Annotated in this window: 15 protein-coding genes; 7 read left to right on the top strand and 8 right to left on the bottom strand. The window is 69.0% G+C overall.

The annotated features are described in order from the left end of the window. Positions 1–22 precede the first annotated feature (22 nt). Positions 23–877, bottom strand: coding sequence for a LysR substrate-binding domain-containing protein (locus ACO1BU_RS03415; RefSeq protein ID WP_424134489.1), 855 nt, complete (start codon positions 875–877; stop codon positions 23–25). A gap of 91 nt (positions 878–968) precedes the next feature. Here ACO1BU_RS03415 and ACO1BU_RS03410 point away from each other — a divergent pair, with 91 nt between their 5' ends. The 3 genes from ACO1BU_RS03410 to ACO1BU_RS03400 are packed head-to-tail and all read left to right on the top strand — an operon-like array spanning position 969 to position 3,399. Continuing rightward, a complete protein-coding gene (locus ACO1BU_RS03410; protein WP_424134488.1) occupies positions 969–2,120 on the top strand; it encodes a muconate/chloromuconate family cycloisomerase in 1,152 nt (383 codons plus the stop codon). A gap of 33 nt (positions 2,121–2,153) precedes the next feature. After that, positions 2,154–2,429, top strand: a complete 276-nt coding sequence (gene catC / locus ACO1BU_RS03405; protein ID WP_424134487.1) for a muconolactone Delta-isomerase — start codon at positions 2,154–2,156, stop codon at positions 2,427–2,429. Between the two features lie 13 nt (positions 2,430–2,442). After that, complete coding sequence (locus tag ACO1BU_RS03400) at positions 2,443–3,399, top strand: tripartite tricarboxylate transporter substrate binding protein (RefSeq protein WP_424134486.1); 957 nt, start codon at positions 2,443–2,445, stop codon at positions 3,397–3,399. A 67-nt stretch (positions 3,400–3,466) separates the two neighbouring features. On the opposite strand, the gene ACO1BU_RS03395 is transcribed toward ACO1BU_RS03400, so the two are convergent. Together ACO1BU_RS03395 and ACO1BU_RS03390 are read right to left on the bottom strand one after the other, a co-directional pair. Further along, positions 3,467–3,808 carry a hypothetical protein gene (locus tag ACO1BU_RS03395; protein ID WP_424134485.1) on the bottom strand — a complete coding sequence of 114 codons (342 nt, stop codon included), beginning with the start codon at positions 3,806–3,808 and terminating at the stop codon, positions 3,467–3,469. A gap of 137 nt (positions 3,809–3,945) precedes the next feature. Continuing rightward, entirely contained in the window at positions 3,946–5,106 is a 1,161-nt protein-coding gene (locus ACO1BU_RS03390; protein ID WP_424134484.1) for an acyl-CoA dehydrogenase family protein, read from the bottom strand. Between the two features lie 83 nt (positions 5,107–5,189). Between ACO1BU_RS03390 and ACO1BU_RS03385 the strand changes: the two genes are divergently transcribed. Continuing rightward, positions 5,190–5,795: an NMCC_0638 family (lipo)protein gene (locus ACO1BU_RS03385; protein ID WP_424134483.1), complete on the top strand. Its 606-nt coding sequence runs from the start codon at positions 5,190–5,192 to the stop codon at positions 5,793–5,795. On the opposite strand, the gene ACO1BU_RS03380 is transcribed toward ACO1BU_RS03385, so the two are convergent. Both ACO1BU_RS03380 and ACO1BU_RS03375 read right to left on the bottom strand, forming a co-directional pair. Then, positions 5,785–6,408, bottom strand: coding sequence for an antibiotic biosynthesis monooxygenase (locus tag ACO1BU_RS03380; protein WP_424134482.1), 624 nt, complete (start codon positions 6,406–6,408; stop codon positions 5,785–5,787). The genes ACO1BU_RS03385 and ACO1BU_RS03380 overlap by 11 nt on opposite strands. 102 nt (positions 6,409–6,510) lie before the next feature. Beyond that, entirely contained in the window at positions 6,511–9,927 is a 3,417-nt protein-coding gene (locus ACO1BU_RS03375; protein WP_424134481.1) for an indolepyruvate ferredoxin oxidoreductase family protein, read from the bottom strand. A gap of 147 nt (positions 9,928–10,074) precedes the next feature. On the opposite strand from ACO1BU_RS03375, the gene ACO1BU_RS03370 reads away from it, so the two are divergent. Next, complete coding sequence (locus ACO1BU_RS03370; protein WP_424134480.1) at positions 10,075–10,527, top strand: Lrp/AsnC family transcriptional regulator; 453 nt, start codon at positions 10,075–10,077, stop codon at positions 10,525–10,527. Between the two features lie 7 nt (positions 10,528–10,534). Here ACO1BU_RS03370 and ACO1BU_RS03365 read toward each other — a convergent pair whose 3' ends face one another. Together ACO1BU_RS03365 and ACO1BU_RS03360 are read right to left on the bottom strand one after the other, a co-directional pair. Beyond that, positions 10,535–13,609 (bottom strand): hypothetical protein, encoded by a 3,075-nt coding sequence (locus tag ACO1BU_RS03365; RefSeq protein WP_424134479.1) that lies wholly within the window; start codon positions 13,607–13,609, stop codon positions 10,535–10,537. A 101-nt stretch (positions 13,610–13,710) separates the two neighbouring features. Continuing rightward, positions 13,711–14,070, bottom strand: a complete 360-nt coding sequence (locus ACO1BU_RS03360) for a hypothetical protein (RefSeq protein WP_424134478.1) — start codon at positions 14,068–14,070, stop codon at positions 13,711–13,713. Positions 14,071–14,202: 132 nt separating this feature from the next. Here ACO1BU_RS03360 and ACO1BU_RS03355 point away from each other — a divergent pair, with 132 nt between their 5' ends. Then, on the top strand, positions 14,203–14,856 hold the full coding sequence (locus tag ACO1BU_RS03355; protein WP_424134477.1) for an SCO family protein: 654 nt from the start codon (positions 14,203–14,205) through the stop codon (positions 14,854–14,856). 79 nt (positions 14,857–14,935) lie between these two features. Further along, the gene (gene serA / locus ACO1BU_RS03350) at positions 14,936–16,198 is read left to right on the top strand and encodes a phosphoglycerate dehydrogenase (RefSeq protein WP_424134476.1); all 1,263 of its coding nucleotides are present in this window, start codon (positions 14,936–14,938) and stop codon (positions 16,196–16,198) included. A gap of 129 nt (positions 16,199–16,327) precedes the next feature. Here serA and ACO1BU_RS03345 read toward each other — a convergent pair whose 3' ends face one another. Beyond that, on the bottom strand, positions 16,328–17,845 hold the full coding sequence (locus ACO1BU_RS03345) for a DegQ family serine endoprotease (protein ID WP_424134475.1): 1,518 nt from the start codon (positions 17,843–17,845) through the stop codon (positions 16,328–16,330). Positions 17,846–17,936 lie beyond the last annotated feature (91 nt).

Genomic DNA, 17,936 nt, shown 5'->3' with positions numbered 1-17,936 from the left:
GGCGCGTGACAAGCAGTCCGTGTCACTCCGCCAGGCGGGCGCGGACCAGGGTGGAGAAGGCGCGGGAGGCGGCAGTCTGGTAGCGGCCTGGATTCCAGAGCAGGGCGGCGCTGCGGATCGGCGGTGGATCGGCGATGGCGCGGCAGTCCAGCCCCTCCCCCACCACGGACCGCGCGGAAAGAATCGTGCCCACGGCGCCACTGCGGACGAGAGCGAGGATGGAGCCGATGGCGTCCACCTCGGCGACGACCCTCGGTGCCCAGCGGCCGGCCAATGCCCCGTCGATCATGCGCCGGGTCGCGAAACGGGGCGGCAGCAGCGCGAGCGGGATGGCTTCGGGCGCGGCGCCCACCCAGGGGCTGCCAAGCGCGGTGACGAGCACGAGAGCCTCGTCGAACAGCGGCGCGCAGCCCAGGCCGGGCTGGCCGGCTGGGGCGAAGGCAAGGCCGAGATCCAGTTCGCCGTCCAGCAGGCCTGTCTCGATGGCGCTGGCGATCATCTCCCGCGCTTCAACCCGGATGCCGGGATGGGTGCCCAGGAACTCCGCCACCAAGCCTGGCATGAGGTTGGCGTGGAAGGAGTGGATGACGCCGAGGCGCAGCGTGCCGCTTTCCGCCCGTTCCTGCTCGGCGATGGCGGCGCGGGCGGCCCCGGCTTCATTGACGATGCGGGTCGCGAAGCCGCGGAGCAGATGGCCGGTCTCGGTCAGGCGCAGGCCGCGGCCCAGGCGATCGAACAGCACAGTGCCCAGGCTGCGCTCCAGCGCCGCCAAGTGGTGGGACAGGGTGGCGGGCGCCAGTCCGGCAGCGGCGGCGGCGCGGCCGAGATGCTCGGTTTCGGCAAGGGCCAGGAAGAGACGGAGCTGGTTCAGGTCCATTCGATCTCCTCGAACGATCCATTCGAAGTACAAGTATTGATCGAAAGTAGTCCTCTGGCCAGTTTCCCCGCCAATGCAAGGAGGAACGGCCATGCCGCGCATTCGCCTGCCCATCGAGCGCATCGAGGCCATTCCCGCCCGCGTTCCGACGATCCGCCCCCATCACCTGGCCTTCGCGACCGTGGACGCGATGGATGTGGTGATCGTGCGCGTCACGGCCGGAGGGGTAGTGGGCTATGGCGAGGCCAGCACCATCGGCGGACCTCGCTGGGGTGAGGAGAGCCCGGAGGGCATTGCGACCATCGTCGCGCAGTATCTGGCCGAGCCGATGCTCGGGCAGGACGCAGCCGGGTTGAATGCGGCGGAGGCACGGATCGCGAAGGCGGTGCGGGGCAATGGTTTCGCCAAGGCCGCGCTGTCCATGGCGATCCACGACGCCGTGGCGCGCGCACAGGGCATGGGCCTTGCGGATCTTCTGGGCGGCGCACAATCGACGAAGCTGGCCCTCGCCTGGACATTGGCGAGCGGCGACACGGTGCGCGACATCGAGGAGGGCGAACGCATGCTCGCCACCCGCCGGCACCGCGACTTCAAGCTGAAGATTGGCGCGCATGCGCCGGAGGATGACACGGCGCATGTCGCGGCGATCGCATGTGCCTTCGAAGGCCGCGCCTCCGTGCGCGTGGACGTGAACCAGGCCTGGGATGAGGCAACCGCCGCGCGCTTCCTGCCGGCGCTTGCCGAGGCGGGCGTGGTGATGGCGGAACAGCCGGTGGCCGGCTGGAATGTGCCGGCCATGGCGCGTCTGCAGCGCGCCAATCCGCGCATTTCCATTATGGGCGATGAAGGCGTCGCGTCGCCGCAGGACGCGCTGCGGCACGCGACCGAGGTGGCCTGCAATGCGGTGGCACTGAAGCCCGCGAAACATGGTGGCGTGGCGGGCACGCGCGCCGTGGCCGCGATCGCGCGCGCCGCCGGGCTGGGCCTTTATGGCGGCACCATGCTGGAGGGCACGATCGGCACGCTGGGCGCGCTGCACCTCTACAGCACGCTGGGCGACTTCGCCTGGGGGACGGAGTTGTTCGGCCCGTTGCTGCTGCGCGACAGCCTGGCCACGCGCGAGCCCGAATTCCGCGACTTTGCCATCCACCTGCCGGATGGCCCGGGCATCGGCACGGAGCTCGATGCCGACAAGCTCGAACACTATCGCACGGACCGGAGCCGCAGCGTGCTGCCGGCCTGAGTCGTCACACGGCTCTCAGAGGAAACGAAAATCATGCTGTTCCACGTCACCATGGAAGTGAATCTTCCGCCCGACATGCCGGAGGCGGAAGCGAACGACATCAAGGCGCGCGAGAAGGCTTATGCGCAGGATCTCATGCGCAAGGGCAAGTGGCCGCATATCTGGCGAGTGGCCGGGCGCTACGCCAATGTTTCGATCTTCGACGTGGCGGATAATGACGAGTTGCACGCGCTGCTCTCCGGCCTGCCGCTCTTTCCCTATATGGACATCCAGGTGACCGCGCTGGCGCGGCATCCCTCGGCGATCTGAGGGAGGACGCAGCATGCAGCGACGCTCCGTCCTGCTCGGCCTCGCGGCCGCGCCGCTCGCCCGGCCTGCCCTGGCGCAGTCCTGGCCGACGCGCCCCGTGCGCATCATCGTCCCCTTCCCGCCCGGTGGCGCCATCGATGCGATGACGCGGCTGCTGGCGCCGGTCCTGAGTGACACACTGGGCCAGCCCTTCGTGGTGGAAAACCGCGGCGGTGCCGGCGGCACGATCGGTACGGAGGCCGCGGCACGTTCCGGCGATCAGGCGACCCTGCTAATGGTCTCCATGGCGCAGGCGGTGAACCCCGCGCTCTATCCGCGCATTCCCTATGACAATGCGGATCTGGTCGCGGTGGCGCCGGTGGCGGTGGTGCCGAATATCCTCGTCGTGCCCGGCGCCTCCCCCATCAAGGACGTGCCCGGGCTGATCAAGGCCGCCAGGGTGAAGCCGGGCGAGATCACCTACGCCTCGGCGGGCAATGGTACCTCGATCCATCTGGCCGGGGCGCTGTTCTGCTCCATGGCCAAGGTGGAGATGACGCATATCCCCTATCGCGGCTCCGGTCCGGCGATCGCGGACCTGCTGGGCAACCGCGTGGACTGCATGTTCGACAGCGTCACCTCCTCCGCGCCGCATATCGCCTCGGGCAGGCTGCGGGCACTTGCAGCCACAACCTCCAAGCGCGCCCAGGCCTATCCGGACCTGCCGACCGTGGCCGAGGCGGGGCTGCCGGGCTACGCGGTGGACCCGTGGTTCGCCATGATGGCGCCGCGCGACCTGCCGGAAGCAGCGCGCAAGCGCGTGGAGACGGCGGTGCTGGCCGCGATCCGGGACGGCGGCCTGCGCGAGAAGCTGGCGGGCATCGGCGCCGAGCCGATGGACGGCGACGGCGCCAGCCTGCAGCGGCTGATCGAGGCCGAGACGGTGAAATGGGGCGGGGTGGTGCGCGAGGCGGGCATCCGCGCGGACTGACACCGGCCCGTCAGCTATCGGCCAGGGTGCCTGAAGGCGGGGACGGTCCGGATTTCCGGGCCGGCCCTTACTGTGTGCGAGCAGGCCCTGAGGTGCCGCCTCCCTTGGAGCCCGCAAGGCTGCCACCCAGCAGCGCGCCCGCGAGGGCCGGCAGGACGAAGCCGAGCACGGGGGCGGCGAGGCCCGTGCCGGTCTCCGGCAGGATCACCGGACCGCGCGAAGGCGCGGCGGGGCGAGTGGCGCCGTTGCCGGCGGGACGGGCAGTCAGGCGCGGCGCGCTGCGGGGCGGGATGATGACCCCACCCTCGGCCGGAATGATGACGGTGCGAACCCGCTCCTGGGCCATGGCCGGCGCCGTGAGTAGGGTGAGGACCGCGAAAGTGGAGGCCAGGACGGGCCGACGCGGCATGGCGACTCCCTGCGCCGTCCTGGCGCGTTGTACTGACGGTGCGAAATGCAACCATTCGTTGCAGGAAGGTGCCGACCACTCACGATTTTGTCAACCAATTCCCCCGGCTGCCGGAAGCGTCAGCGGCGTCCCGAGGCTTAGCGACGCCCAAGGATGTGGCGGGCGATGATGACGCGCATGATCTCGTTCGTGCCCTCAAGGATCCGGTGGACACGGAGGTCGCGGACCAGCTTCTCCACGCCGTAGTCGTGCAGGTAGCCATATCCCCCCAGCAGTTGCAGTGCCTCATCAGCGACGCGGTGGCCGGTGTCGGAGGCGAAGCGCTTGGCCATGGCACAGAAGGCACCGGCATCGGGGGCTTTGGCGTCCAGCTTGGCGCAGGCGCGCCAGAGCAGGGCTCGGGCGGCCTCCAGTTCCGTGGCCATGTCGGCCAGGCGGAACTGGGTGGCCTGGAAATCGGCGACGGGCTTGCCGAAGGCGCGGCGCTCGCGCGTGTAGTCCAGGGCGATGTCGAGGGCGCGCTGGGCACCGCCGAGGGAGCAGGCGGCAATGTTCAGCCGGCCGCCATCCAGGCCTGCCATGGCCATGCGGAAGCCCCGGCCTTCCTCGCCCAGCAGGGCGTCGGCGGTGACGCGGGCATCCTGGAATTCCATCGTGCGGGTGGGCTGGGCGTTCCAGCCCATCTTTCTCTCATTGGCGCCGAAGGAAAGGCCGGGCGTCTCTCTAGGGATGAGGAGGGCGGAAATGCCATCCGGCCCCTCCCCGCCTGTACGGACCATGGTGAGATAGAGATCCGACGCTCCCGCGCCGGAGATGAACTGCTTCGAGCCGTTGAGGACATAGCCCTCATTGTCGCGGGCGGCGCGGGTACGGAGCGCGGCGGCGTCGCTGCCGGAGCCCGGCTCGGTGAGGCAATAAGACGCTAGGCGCTCCATGGTGACGAGGGATGGCAGGTGCTCGGCGCGCTGGGCCTCGGTGCCCCAGCGGTCAATCATCCACGCCACCATGTTGTGGATGGAAAGAAAGGCGGAGGTGGCCGGGCAGCCGGTGGCCAGCGCCTCGAAGACCACCGCGGCATCGAGGCGGGTGAGACCGGCACCGCCGGATTCCTCGCGGACATAGAGCGCGGCCATGCCGAGCGAGGCGGCCTGGCGCATCTCCTCCACCGGGAAATGCTTCGTGGCGTCCCATTCCAGGGCCTTGGGCGCCAGGACGTCACGTGCGAAATCCAGGGCGGTGTCGCGCAGGGCCTTGGTGTCTTCCGGCAGGTCGAAGGCGCTGGGCGTGTCGAGCGGCATGGGCGGTTTCCTCGGTGCGTTTCCTGATGGGGCCTTCAGGCGCCTGTGTTGTTCGGAGGCTATCCGGCCTTAGGTTGGAAGGCATGCCCCTTCTCGCCCGCCTCCCAATCCTCCTTCTCCTGCTCGGCCTCGCGATGCCGGCACGGGCCGCGGCACCGCTGACGGAGGAGACGGCGGGCGCCGTGGGCAGCTTCCTGCAAATTTGCTCGCGTGTGCTGACGGGCGGGGATAGCGCGGCCGCGGCGCGGGAAGCCGGGTTCAGCGAAATCCCCGCCGATCGCGCGGCGCCGCTGCTGCGTGGCGCGCAGGGGCAGGTTATGGTCGCGCGCGGGGCCTCGGTGCAGGGCATCGTGCTGGTACTGACCACCCGGCCCCTCGCCTGCTCCATGCGGTTGCAGCGCATGGATGTGGAGACGGCAGAGGCGCTGTTCGTGCGGCTGGCCGAAAACACGGCGCGGCCGGGGCTGACGGTGACGCGCGCGTTCGACGGCACAGTGCCCGTGCCGGGCGCCGGAGCGGCGCGGCAGATCACCTACCGGCTTTCCACCGGCGTGGCAGGACGGCCGGATTTCGCCCTGGCCTTCACGGGGAGTTCGGATCCCGCGGCCGGGACGCAGGGCGTCCTGACCTTCGGGACGACGGCGCCGCTCGACGGTGCACCGAGGCCGCAGGCCTCCCCTACGCGGTGACGAGCACGGCGGTTTCTCCCGCCACCATCTCCGGCAAGTCATAGGCCATGTCGCCAAGGCGCTCCCGCATGATGGCCAGCACCGCGTCATGGGTTCGCAGCGCGTCCTCGCGCGTGTCGAAAAGGGTAACGGAGATGGCCCGGTCCGGCACCTCCTCGTCCCGGAAGGCGTAGAAGCCGCGGAAGCCTTGCGCGTTCTCGATGGCCGGCAGTGTCTTCTCGCTGACGATGGAATGCATCGTCTCGGTCTGGCCGGGCAGGCCGTGATAGGTGCGGATCACCACGAAAAGGGCGCGGTGGCGGTCCTTGCTCTGCTCGCGCGGGTTCTCGACCTCGTGGAACACCGCCTCGCCACCCACGCATTCGGCCGAGGCCATAAGGTCGCTCAGGTGAGCCTCGGCTACTTCCTGCAGGCGCTCGCGGGTTTCCGCCGCGCTTTCCTTCCTTTCGAAAAGACTGATGGCATGGAGGGTGTCGCCTGACTCGGCGGCGAAGGCGCAATACCCCTGGAGGCCCGGGCGGCCCTGGAGGAGCGGCACGACATGGTCGCGCAAGCGCTGCACCATCTCCTCGGCAGGAGCTTTCAGCCGGGTTGTCTCGATCTCGACATACATGCGGGCCGCCTCCGACGTGCGTGATGGAAACGCAGACGGGGTGCCGGCCCCGCTCGCGCGGGGAAGCAACGCGCGGGAAGGCCGATCGTCGGGCCACGGGCCTCATTCGGCCGCCAGGGCGGGCACCGGCGCGGGAAGGTCGAGCCGGGCGGCAATGGCGGCCAGGCGCGGGCGGGTCTTCGCAATGTTGGCCGCCTTGATCGGGCCGAAGCCGCGGATACCGGCCCAGGCCTCCACCCATTCCTGGATGGTGGCGTGAGTGCTGGCATCGAGGCGCGGAAGCAGCGCATCCAGCCCGTCGCGGAACTCCCGGATCAGGGCGCGTTCAGTGCGGCGCTCCTCGGTATGGCCGAAGGGGTCGAGGGCAGTACTGCGCAGGACCTTGCCATGACGCAGCAGCGACATGGCGTGGAGCATCCAGGGGCCAAAGGCGCGCTTCACCGGGCGGCCCGTATCGGGGTCGGTGCGGGAGAGCATGGGCGGCGCCAGATGCAGCACCTTGCGCCGCGTGCCCGTGAAGTGACGGTCCAGCGAGGCCTGCCAGCCGGCATCGGCCTGCAGGCGGGCAACCTCGTATTCGTCCTTATAGGCCATCAGGCGATGGAGTTGCACGGCGACGGCGCGGGCGAGGCCTTCATCCGCGCCGGGCGTCGCACGGATGCGGGCGACATAGTCAGCGTAGTCCCTCGCATAGGCGGCACTCTGATAGGCTGTGAGGTCGGCCATGCGACGGGCGACCAGCGCCTCCAGCGTTTCGGGCGCGCGCGGTGCGGCCGGAGCTTCGAGGGCAGCGGCGCGGCCGAGGGCGAAGGCCTGCTTGTTGCGCTCCACAGCCGTGCCGTTCAGCTCAAGCGCGCGCTCGATGGCAATGCGGGAAATCGGAAGCAGGCCGCGCTGGAAGGCCGTGCCGAGCAGGAAGACGTTGAGGAAGATGGCGTCGCCCAGCGTCTCCTCCACGCGATGCGCGGCGGGGAGCGCGGTGAGGTCGCGCGACACGGCGCGGAGATTATCGAGGATGGCGCCGGCATCCGCGCGGGACGCACCGAGGAGGAAGCCCGCGGTCGCTGCGACATCGGCATTCACCACGGCGGCCGTGCGGTCGGGCGAAAGCAGCGGGCGGACGGCCGGGCCATGAGCGCCGATGGCATCGGCGGCGATCAGCAGATCGGCCTGCCCGGCACCGATGCGCGGGCCGGCCAGGGTTTCGGGCGGCGCGCCTTCCGCCCCAATGCGAAGCTGGGCCTGCACGCCACCTCCCTTCTGGGCCAGACCGAGCTGATCCATGCTGCGGACGGGGCGGCCATCGATATGCGCGGCCATGGCGAGGATGGCGGAAAGGGCCGTGACGCCCTGGCCGCCAATGCCTGCGAGGACGATGTTCCAGGCCTCGTCGCGCAGGGCCGGTGGGGTTGGATCGGGAAGGCCTTCGGCCGGCGCGGCGGCTTCGGGATGGGCTGCAACCTCGGCGCCCTCGAGTGTCACGAAGGACGGGCAGAAGCCCTTCAGGCAGGAGAAGTCCTGATTGCAGGCGCTCTGGTCGATGGCGCGCTTCTGGCCGAACTCGGTCTGCACGGGCTGCACGGCCAGGCAGTTGGATTGCGTCCCGCAATCGCCGCAATCCTCGCAGACGCGGGGGTTGATGACGACGCGCTTCGTGGCCTGCGGCGCGGTACCGCGCTTGCGGTGGCGGCGGCGCTCGGTGGCGCATTCCTGGTCGTAGATCAGGATTGTCACGCCCTTCGTCTCGCGCAGTTCCTTCTGCACGGCGTCGAGGTGGTCCCGGTGGTGGTAGGCGATGCCCTTCGGCATCAGCGGATCGCCCTGGTGCCGCGTGGGATCGTCGGAGACGACGGCAATGGCGGCAACCCCCTCGGCCGCCATCTGGGCGGCGATGCGGGGCACGGTCATCTCGGCCTCCGGCGTCTGGCCGCCGGTCATGGCCACGGCGCCGTTCACCAGGATCTTGTAGGTGATGTTCGCCTTGGCAGCGATGGCGGCGCGAATGGCCAGGCTGCCGGAATGCGAATAGGTGCCGTCGCCGATATTCGCGAAAACATGGGGCGCTTCCACGAAACTCATCTGGCCGAGCCAGGGAGCCCCCTCCCCGCCCATCTGGGTGAAGACCTCGGTGGAGCGGTCCATCCAGGTGGCCATGTAGTGGCAGCCGATGCCGGCCATGGCGCGGGAGCCCTCGGGCACCTTTGTGGAGCTGTTGTGCGGGCAGCCCGGGCAGAACCAGGGCTGGCGCAGGGTGATGGGCGCCCGCGCGGCCTCGGCCAGGGCCGTGAGCGCCGTGAGGCGGGCGGCCATGCGTTCGGGCCGCCCTTCACGCGGCAGGCGGGCATCGAGGGCGCGGGCGACGGCGGCGGCGTCGAGTTCCGTCAGTTCCGAGAGAAGCGGTGTGCCGTCGGCATTGCGTTTGCCGGTGATGCGCGGGGCGCCCGGCAGGCCGTAGAGGGCGTCGCGGAGCTGGGCTTCAAGGAAGGAGCGGCGATCCTCGACGACGAGGATTTCCTCCAGCCCGCTGGCAAAGGCCCGGGCCGCTTCGGCGTCCAGCGGCCAAGCGAGGCCAACTTTCCAGATGCGCAGGCCGAGCAACCGGGCGGCGGTGTCATCCAGGCCGAGATCGAGCATGGCCTGGCGGAGGGTTGCATAGGCCTTGCCACGCGCGGCGATGCCGAAGCGGGCACGTGGAGAGTCCAGCACGACGCGGTCCAGCCCGTTCGCCCGTGCGAAGGCAATGGCGGCGGGCAGGCGCGTCAGGCGCAGGCGGCGTTCCTGGGCGAGCACGATGTCGCGCAAGCGGATATGGCGGCCGTCCTCGCCCTCAAAATTTCCTTCGGGGATGACGGGGGTCCAGGCCGGGTTGATTCTGAAGGTGGCGCTGGCGTCCATGGTATCGGCCACGCATTTCATCGCGGCCCAGGTGCCGGCAAAGCGGGACAGGGCGATGCCCTTCAAGCCAAATTCCAGGATCTCGCCCACGCCCGACGGGTCGAGAAAGGGAATTTCCAGATCCATGAAGGCGTGATCGGAAGCATTGGCGACGGTGGAGGACTTGGCGGAGGGGTCATCGCCCGCCAGCGCCAGCACGCCGCCGAGCGGCGATGTGCCGGCCATGTTGGCGTGGCGCAACGCATCGCCGCTGCGGTCCACGCCCGGGCCCTTGCCGTACCAGATGGCGAAGACGCCATCCTTCTTCCCGTCGTTGAACAACCGGGATTGCTGGCTACCCCAGGCGGCCGTGGCGGCAAGGTCCTCATTCAGGCCGGGCTGGAAGACGATCCCGGCCTCGGCCAGGCGCTTCGCCTGCTTCTGCAGCTCCTTGTCGTAGCCGCCGAGGGGGCTGCCGCGATATCCGGTGATGAAGCCGGCGGTGTCGTGGCCGGCGGCACGGTCCAGGGCGCGCTGTTCCAGCGGCAGGCGGACCAGGGCCTGGATGCCGGTCATCAGGACAGGGTCAGTGCTGGATTCCCAGCGGTCCTCCAGCCTGAGGGCGGTCCGTTGCACGCTTCCCATAGACGGCTCCTTGGTTGGCCCTCTTCCGGGGCTCGTTCTCTTTTCCGATATGGGAGAGCATGGGCCAGAAGTCGCGGCGCTTTTGTCCTGTTTTCTGTTGTGCGCCGCCGAAAAGACAGAAGAAGCTTCTGCGGGAGGGCGAGAACCATGGACGCGACGGACCGGCGTATCCTGCGCGCGCTTGTACGGCGCGGACGGCTCTCCAATGCCGAGCTGGCGGAGGAGGTGGGGCTCTCCCCTTCCCCCTGCTGGACACGGGTGCGACGGCTGGAGGCCGCGGGGATCATCAAGGGCTATGCGGCGCTGCTGGACCAGGCAGCGCTGGGCATGCCGGATACGGTGTTCCTGGAAGTAATGATGGAGAAGCATGACGAGACGGCGCTGCGCCGCTTCGAGGAGGCCGTGCAGGGAATTCCGGAGATCCTGGAATGCTATCTCGTCACCGGAGAGTACGACTACATCATCAAGGCAGCGGTGGGCGGCACGGCGGGTTATGAGAGCCTACTTCGCGAGAAGATTTACCGCCTGCCGGGGGTGCGGCACACGCGCAGCGCCTTCACCCTGCGCTGCCTGAAACGAGAGGTTTCCCCTACTCCGTGAGCATGGGTCAGAACAGGTCGATGCTGCTCGTGGTCACGCGGTGGAGTTCGGGCAGCGGCTGCAATTCGCCGATCGCGACCGCCATGGCGAGATAGGAGACGGCGCCGCTCGCGACCAGGCCCGTGGAATGGGCGAGCTCCGCAGGCGTCGCATCCCGCTCGAGCGCGGCATGGTAATGGCCGGCAACCCAGGCCTCGGCGCTCAGGCCGGCATAGAGCGCGGCATGCATTTCCGTCCCCATGAGGGTTTCATAGAGCAGGGCCAGCGCCCCAGGCTCGCGGGCCACGGCGTCCCTCCAGATCAGCAGGCTTCCCGGGTCCGGCGCCATGTCCAGCATGGAGTCATAGGCCCGCACCACGGCGGCAGCCGCGAGATCGGGCACCCAGACACCGGCCGGATGGCTTGCCTCAAAGGCGGATGTGGCCTCGGGCAGGGTGGCGAGCCAGGCGGCGACATCCGCCAGCGGCACGCCCAGCTGCCGGATGCCCACCAGATAGGCCATTGCTTCGGCCGATGGGGCGAAGCCGAGCATGCTCGTGTAGATGGCGCGCACCTGCCCGGCCAGGTCCAGCCCTGCCAGGAAGGATTGCGACTCCGGGGTGGCCAGGAAGGTGGCCGCGACATTGGCGAGCGTCCAACCCGCATCGAGCCAGCTTTCGAAGAGCGCGCTGCGCGCCGCGGTCGGTGCGAAGCCGATGGTGGCTTCGTAAAGATTGGCGACGATGGCAGGCTGGGCTGCGCCATCCAGCGCCAGGCGGCCATCAGCCATCGTGAGATCCTCGACCGGGTCCATTCTCAGGGTCTCGCCGCCAAGCCAATGTAGCACGAGGCCGTCGGGCGCCAGGTCGATCCGGGAGATCTCCCCGGCGGCGCGGGTGGTCACCGCATGGCCCGTTGCCGAAAGCGCGGTGTCGGCCAGCGACTCCCCGCGATGCAGGATCGCACCCCCGGTCTGGTGGGTCGGGTACGTGATGCTCTGGGCCTGTGCTGCGCTGCCGGGCGCCTCACCGATGACGGGCTGGTCGAGGCCAAGGGAGAACATGATGTCGAACCGCGTCGCCTTTCCCTGATCCAGCAGGTCGGTCGACCATTTCAGCTCGGCGGCAGTGCCCGGGCGCTCCAGCGCCTGTTCATAGGCGCTTGCCACGAATTCGGCGTTGGATTGCCCGCCATGCCGGGCGTGGAACAGCTCCGTGGCGCTCAGATAATGGTAGATATCGCTGGGGGCGAGGCTTCCCGATTTGAGCAGCAGAGTCCAGCGCGCGAGTGACGCCGGGTCCGGCGCCATGTCGAGGACGGCGTCATAGGCCCGCACGACCTCACGCTCGGCCTGGTCCATCACCCACACGCCCTCGGGGTTTCGCTGTTCGCTGAACCGGGCCGCTTCCGGTGTGTCGATCAGCATCGCGGCCAGATCGTAAAGTGGTACGCCCACGCTGGATGCCCAGAGAAGATAGTTCAGGGCATCCGACGGAGCGGCGTAGCCGATGACGTCCTTGTAGATCAGCTCGATCTGCTGCCGGATGGACAGGCCGGCGCTGCGGGATAACCACTCCGCCGTACCCAGCAATGAAGCGGTGACGGCGATCATTGGCACGCCCTGCTCCAGCAGCGCCGCCGTATGGGCCACGGCATCGGCCGATGGTGTGGTACCCTGGATGGCCCGATAGGCACGAAGCGCCCGGGCACCGTTGGCGGTGCCGTCGAAGACGAGATGTCCTTCCTGGAAGACGAGCCTCGTGGCGCCCGACAACAAGGTGGCTGTTCCATCATACCAGGTCAGCAACAAATCATTGCCGACCTTGCTGACGCCGGCCACTTCGGCGGCTGGCTGCACGAGCACCGCATCGCCCTGTGGTGACATGACACCCCAGCTTTCCTTCCCACCTGGCACGAGGATCGGTGGTGGCGGTGGCGGCGGCGCGTCGTTGTCATGGACGGTGACGTCCAGGCCGGCGCCGATGATGGCCGCGAAGTCCGCGTCGGCGCTGGCGATGGTGATGGTAATCCCTGCCGTCTCCGTTCCCTCATGCAGGGCGTCGTCTACAGCTGAGACGATGACAGTGCGTGGCTTGTACCAGTCGTCCGGCGCAATGGCGAAGGTGACCGTCTTGCCGAAGCTGCTGCTGTAGCCACGGGCCAGCATGAGGTCAGCGCCGACGGTGAGCGTCACGCTCACCGTTGCGCTGGGCCTGTAGGAAAGATTGACGGTGAAGGCATCCGTCGCGCCGCCCTCCGCCACTGCGGTGTCGTTGCCCGTGTGGACGACCACGATCTCGGCAGGAGGCGGCGGCGGCGGCGGTGGCGGTGGCGGTGGCGGTGGCGGTGGCGGTGGCGGTGGAAGAGGTGGTGGTGGGGACGGCGGCAGGGGTGGAGGAGGAGGCGGTGGCGAGACTGGCGATGAAGCGGGCGGTGAAGCGGGCGGAGACGTCGGTGGAGAAGCGGGCGGCGAGGGCGGGCCGTCCTGGTCCGTCACGTTGACCACCGTCACGCCAATGGTGAAGGCCGCCTCGTTCAACCCGTCCGAGACGGCGATCATCACTTCTCGCACAGTGCCGCCCTGGCGAAGCAGGTCCACACCTTCCCGCAGCTTCAGCGTGGTGCCGACGATCTCGAACTCGGCCGAATCGGGCCAGAGGACGCGGTACTCGAGGCTGCCTCGGGAACTGTCGGGGTCGTCGGCCAGCAGGGAGCCGATGGTGCCGCCGATATCCGTCTCCAGCACGGCGCCGCCTGTCGAGAAGCGCAGGCCGGAGGGCGCGGTGTCGTCGAGGTCACGCAGGGTGACGGACCAGCCACCCTCCACCGCCTGCCAGATTCCATCCGCCCGAACGGAGAGGCCGAAGCTGAGAATCGGATCTGCGCCGGGGCCGTAAGCCTCACGGTCCAGCGCACCGATCGGGGTGATCGTGACCTGGCCGGCAGCGTCGAGCGCCGCCTCGAACAGTGCGGCATCCGGACCGGTCAGCGCGACATCGGTGATGCCGGCGCTGCCGGAAAGGGTGAAGCTGGCGGACCAGTCGCCGGCTCGCCCGTTCTCCAAAATCGTGGCGGGCATCATGCCCGCAGCCACGATGGACATTCGTGGTTCCGCTCGCGTCGTTCTGACGCGGCGGAGGATCCATCGGGGCGGTGAAAACCGGCTTAACGGGCCGGTGTGTTCTCAGAAGAAAGGGGGACGGATCAGGCCGCGGCGGCGCCCGGAAGCTGGCCGTCGATCCGGTCGCGCATCGCACGGGCCCAGCGCGGCGCGGCGCCGAGCAAGCCGTCCAGCACGCGGACGGGCAGCATCTCGGCATATTCCAGCGCCGTCACGGTGCGGGGATCCCACTCGGCGGCCAGATAGTCCACCAAGTGCTCGGATACCGGCTGATGCGCGTTGCCGCGCTCGGCGATCATGGCGCCGACATGGCGCGCGGCCACAAGAATGCGGGCCGCCGCACGGTGACGCAGCCGTTCGGCAAGATTGTCGTTGGCGATCTCCGCCAGAACTTCCAGCGCAGGGTCGCGCTTGGATTGGTCGGTCCCCGGCTGTGCGGGCATCGGCAGTCTTCCTTCTCTTGCCTGGCTTTTCCGGATGGGGCCGGAGATTCCGGCGGGGCGGACGCGGAACGACAGGCACTGGAACGCCTGTACCCCGTCCCCCGTTGCATTTGCTGCGCTATATGCCGGGCTATGACCCGCGCCCTTCGCATCGCCGCACTCCTGCTCATCCTGGCCCTTGGGGCAATCTGGGGCGGGGCCTTCCTCGCCCGGCGACCCGGAGAGGGGATAGGCGCCTCCTTCGCCCGGCTGCTGGGGAATGCGCCGGCGCCCAGCGCAGGGGGCGTGGCGGTGCCGGGCGGCGTGTCCATCGGCGGCCCCTTCACCCTGGTGGACGGGGATGGGAAGACGGTCACGCAGGAGGATCTTCGCGGCAAGCTGGCGCTGATCTTCTTCGGCTACACCTTCTGCCCCGATGTCTGCCCGACCGAGCTGCAGGCGGTGGCACAGGCCATGGACCTGCTCGGGCCGCAGGCGGACCAGGTACGGCCGGTCTTCATCACCGTGGACCCGGAGCGGGACACGCCGGCCAAGGTCAAGGACTACGTGGCCCTGTTCCACCCCTCCATTACCGGGCTGACGGGCACGCCGGAGCAGGTGGCCCGGGCGGCACGGGCCTGGCGGGTCTACTACAATAAAGCGAACCCGTCCGGCGCCTCGGACTACCTGATGGACCACTCGTCCTATACCTATCTGATGGGGCGGGACGGGTCGCTGCGGGCGTTGTTCCGGCCCGGCGTGCCGCCTGAGGAAATGGCGGCCACAATCCGCGCCAATCTCGGCTGATCATTACAGGAGGCGGCCCAGACCCGCGCCGGGCGGGGTTGTGCTTGCAAGGGCGGTTGCGGCATCCCATTGAACCGCCATGCCCGACGCCCTTCCCTCCCCCGCCCCCATTTCCCTATCCAAGGACAAGATCCGCGTCCTGCTGCTGGAAGGTATTTCCGACAGCGCGGTCGCGACCCTCAACGCCGCGGGCTATTCCAACATCCGGCGTGAGAAGAAGGCGCTGGACGAGGCCTCGCTGAAGGAAGCCATCAAGGGCGTCCACCTGCTTGGCATCCGGTCCCGCACCCAGGTGACCGAGGCAGTGCTGGCCGAGGCGGACCGGCTGATCGCCATCGGCTGCTTTTGCATCGGCACGGACCAGGTGAACCTGGCGGCTGCCCGGGCCCGCGGCATTCCCGTGTTCAACGCGCCCTTCTCCAACACGCGTTCCGTGGCCGAACTGGTGATGGGCGAGATCGTGATGCTGCTGCGCGGCATCCCCGTCCGCTCCAATGCCGCGCATATGGGTGTGTGGGACAAGTCGGCGGCGGATAGCCGGGAGGTGCGCGGCAAGACGCTGGGCATCGTCGGCTATGGTAATATCGGGGCGCAGATCTCGGTGCTGGCCGAAGCCTTCGGCATGCGCGTGATCTATTACGACGTGATCCCCAAGCTGCCGCATGGCAATGCGCAGTCCATGCCGTCGCTCCGCGCTCTGCTGGAGGTAGCGGATGTCGTGACACTGCATGTGCCGGATACGGCGGCGACGCAGAACCTGATTGGCGCCGAGGAGCTCGCGCTAATGAAGCCGGGCTCCGTGCTGATCAACAATGCCCGTGGGCGCGTGGTGGACCTGGATGCAGCCAAGGCGGCCGTGGAATCGGGCCATCTGCACGGCATGGCCGTGGACGTCTTCCCGGAAGAGCCGGAGAAGAACACCGATCCCTTCCATACGCCGCTGCAAGGCCTGCGCAACGTGATCCTGACGCCGCATATCGGCGGCAGCACGATCGAGGCGCAGTCGCGCATCGGCGAGGAGACCGGGCGGAAGCTGATCGATTACTCCGATACCGGCGCGACCCTGGGCGCGGTGAACTTCCCGGAGGCGGTGCTGCCCGCGCGGCCGCGCGGGGCGCGCTTCCTGCATGTGCATGGAAACAACCCGGGCACGCTGGTCGCAATCAACGAGGTATTCGCGCGGCACGGCGCGAACATCGCCGGCCAGTATCTGCAGACGGACCCGCAGATTGGCTATGTGGTGGTGGACGCGGAAGGGCTGCGGGATGCGCGGGCCGTGCTGGCAGAACTGCGTGCACTGCCGGGAACGGTCCGGGCGCGGCTGCTCTACGAGCGAAGCTGACGGCCCGCCGGCCGGATCGCCCACGGGGCTCCCGCCGGAATGGTGAAGTCTCGCGGGTTCAACCGAGGCAAAAGAAGACGGGGCGCCGGCCATGCCGGCGCCCCGTCCTGTTTCGGGCTGAAGCCGCCTTCAGGGCTGGCGCTGATTCCCCTCCTGACGGATCCGCAGCGGCACGAAACGCTGTCCCTGCTGACCCTCGACCAGCAGCAGGGCACTGGCACGGTTCTGCCGGCGCAGAGCCTCGATGCGGGCCTCCACCTCCTGCGGGGTATTCACGCGCTCCTGCTGCACCTCGACGATCACGTCGCCGGGGCGCAGGTCGCGTTCGGAAGCGTTGCTGCCCGGCTCCACCTCGGTGATGAGCACGCCGCGCTGCTCCGGGCGAAGGCTGAAACGCTCCCGGGCCTCCGGGGTGATCGGGCCGACCTTCAGGCCCAGGCCACTCAGCGTCACCACCTCACTGCGGGGTGCCGGGCCGCTGCGCGCATTCGCCTCCGCCTGCTCGGCGGGCAGCTCGGCGACGGTCACGTTCACCGTTGCCTCCTTGCCATCACGCCAGAGGACCACGGGAACCTCCGCACCGACGCGGGTTTCGGCGACGATGCGCGGAAGGTTACGCATCTCCCGCACCTCCTGGCCATTGAAGCGCAGGATCACGTCGCCGTTGCGGATGCCGCCCTTATAGGCCGGGCCGTCCTCCTGCGCGCGGGCGACGAGGGCGCCGCGGGTGGGCTTCAGGCCGAGGCTCTCCGCGATCTCATCCGTCACCTGCTGAATGTTCACGCCGAGCCAGCCGCGGCGGACACGCCCGGTCTCCTCAAGCTGCGTCACGATGCCCCGGGCGAGATTGGACGGGATCGCGAAGCCGATGCCAATCGATCCGCCGGAGGGCGAGTAGATCGCGGTGTTGATGCCCACGACCTTGCCGTTCATGTCGAAAAGCGGGCCACCGGAATTGCCGCGGTTGATGGCGGCGTCCGTCTGGATGAAGTCGTCATAGAGGCCCTGGCGGATATCGCGCGAGCGGGCGGAGACGATACCGGCCGAGACGGAGGAGGAGAGGCCGAAGGGGTTGCCGATGGCCAGCACCCAGTCACCCACCTGGGCCTCGTCGGAGTTTCCGAACTCGACCGCCGTGAGCTGGCGGTCGGTCTTGATCCGCAGCAGGGCAATGTCGGTGCGCGGGTCGGTGCCGACCAGCTCGGCCGGCAGGGTCGTGTTGTCGCTCAGAACGACATTGATCTCGCTGCCGCCCTCGACGACGTGGTTGTTGGTAACCACGAACTTCTTGTCGGCATCGATGATGAAGCCGGAGCCGAGCGACGTGCCGCGGCGCTGCTGCGGCGAGGGGCCGGGCCGGGCGCCGGGCGGGCGGTTACGCTCAAGGAAGTCGCGGAAGAATTCCTCGAAGGGGCTGCCGGGCGGGGCCTGGGGGGCGTCCGGCGCGTCGGGGCGCTGGGCGTTGCGGGCAGCGGGGCTGGTGCTGACCTGCACGCTGACCACGGCAGGCAGAAGCTGCTGCGCCAGCGGGCGGAAGGAGTTCGGGGCGCCCTGCATCGGAGTCTGTGCGAGGACGGGGGTCAGGGGCGCCGCCGCCAGCGCCCCGATCAGGGCAAGGGTGGCGGCGATCGGCATGCGGAGTCGCAAGGGCGGTTTCCCTTCGGGCTTCGTGTGGCCGGACGCGGAGCCTGGGGCTCGGGCCCAATGCTCAGCGCCGGGAGCGTGTGTCCGCAGATTG

Source organism: Roseomonas chloroacetimidivorans, assembly GCF_049629625.1.
GTDB lineage: Bacteria > Pseudomonadota > Alphaproteobacteria > Acetobacterales > Acetobacteraceae > Roseomonas > Roseomonas chloroacetimidivorans.
Note: the sequence above shows the minus strand (reverse complement) of the source record. Positions and strands in the feature narration are given on the sequence as shown.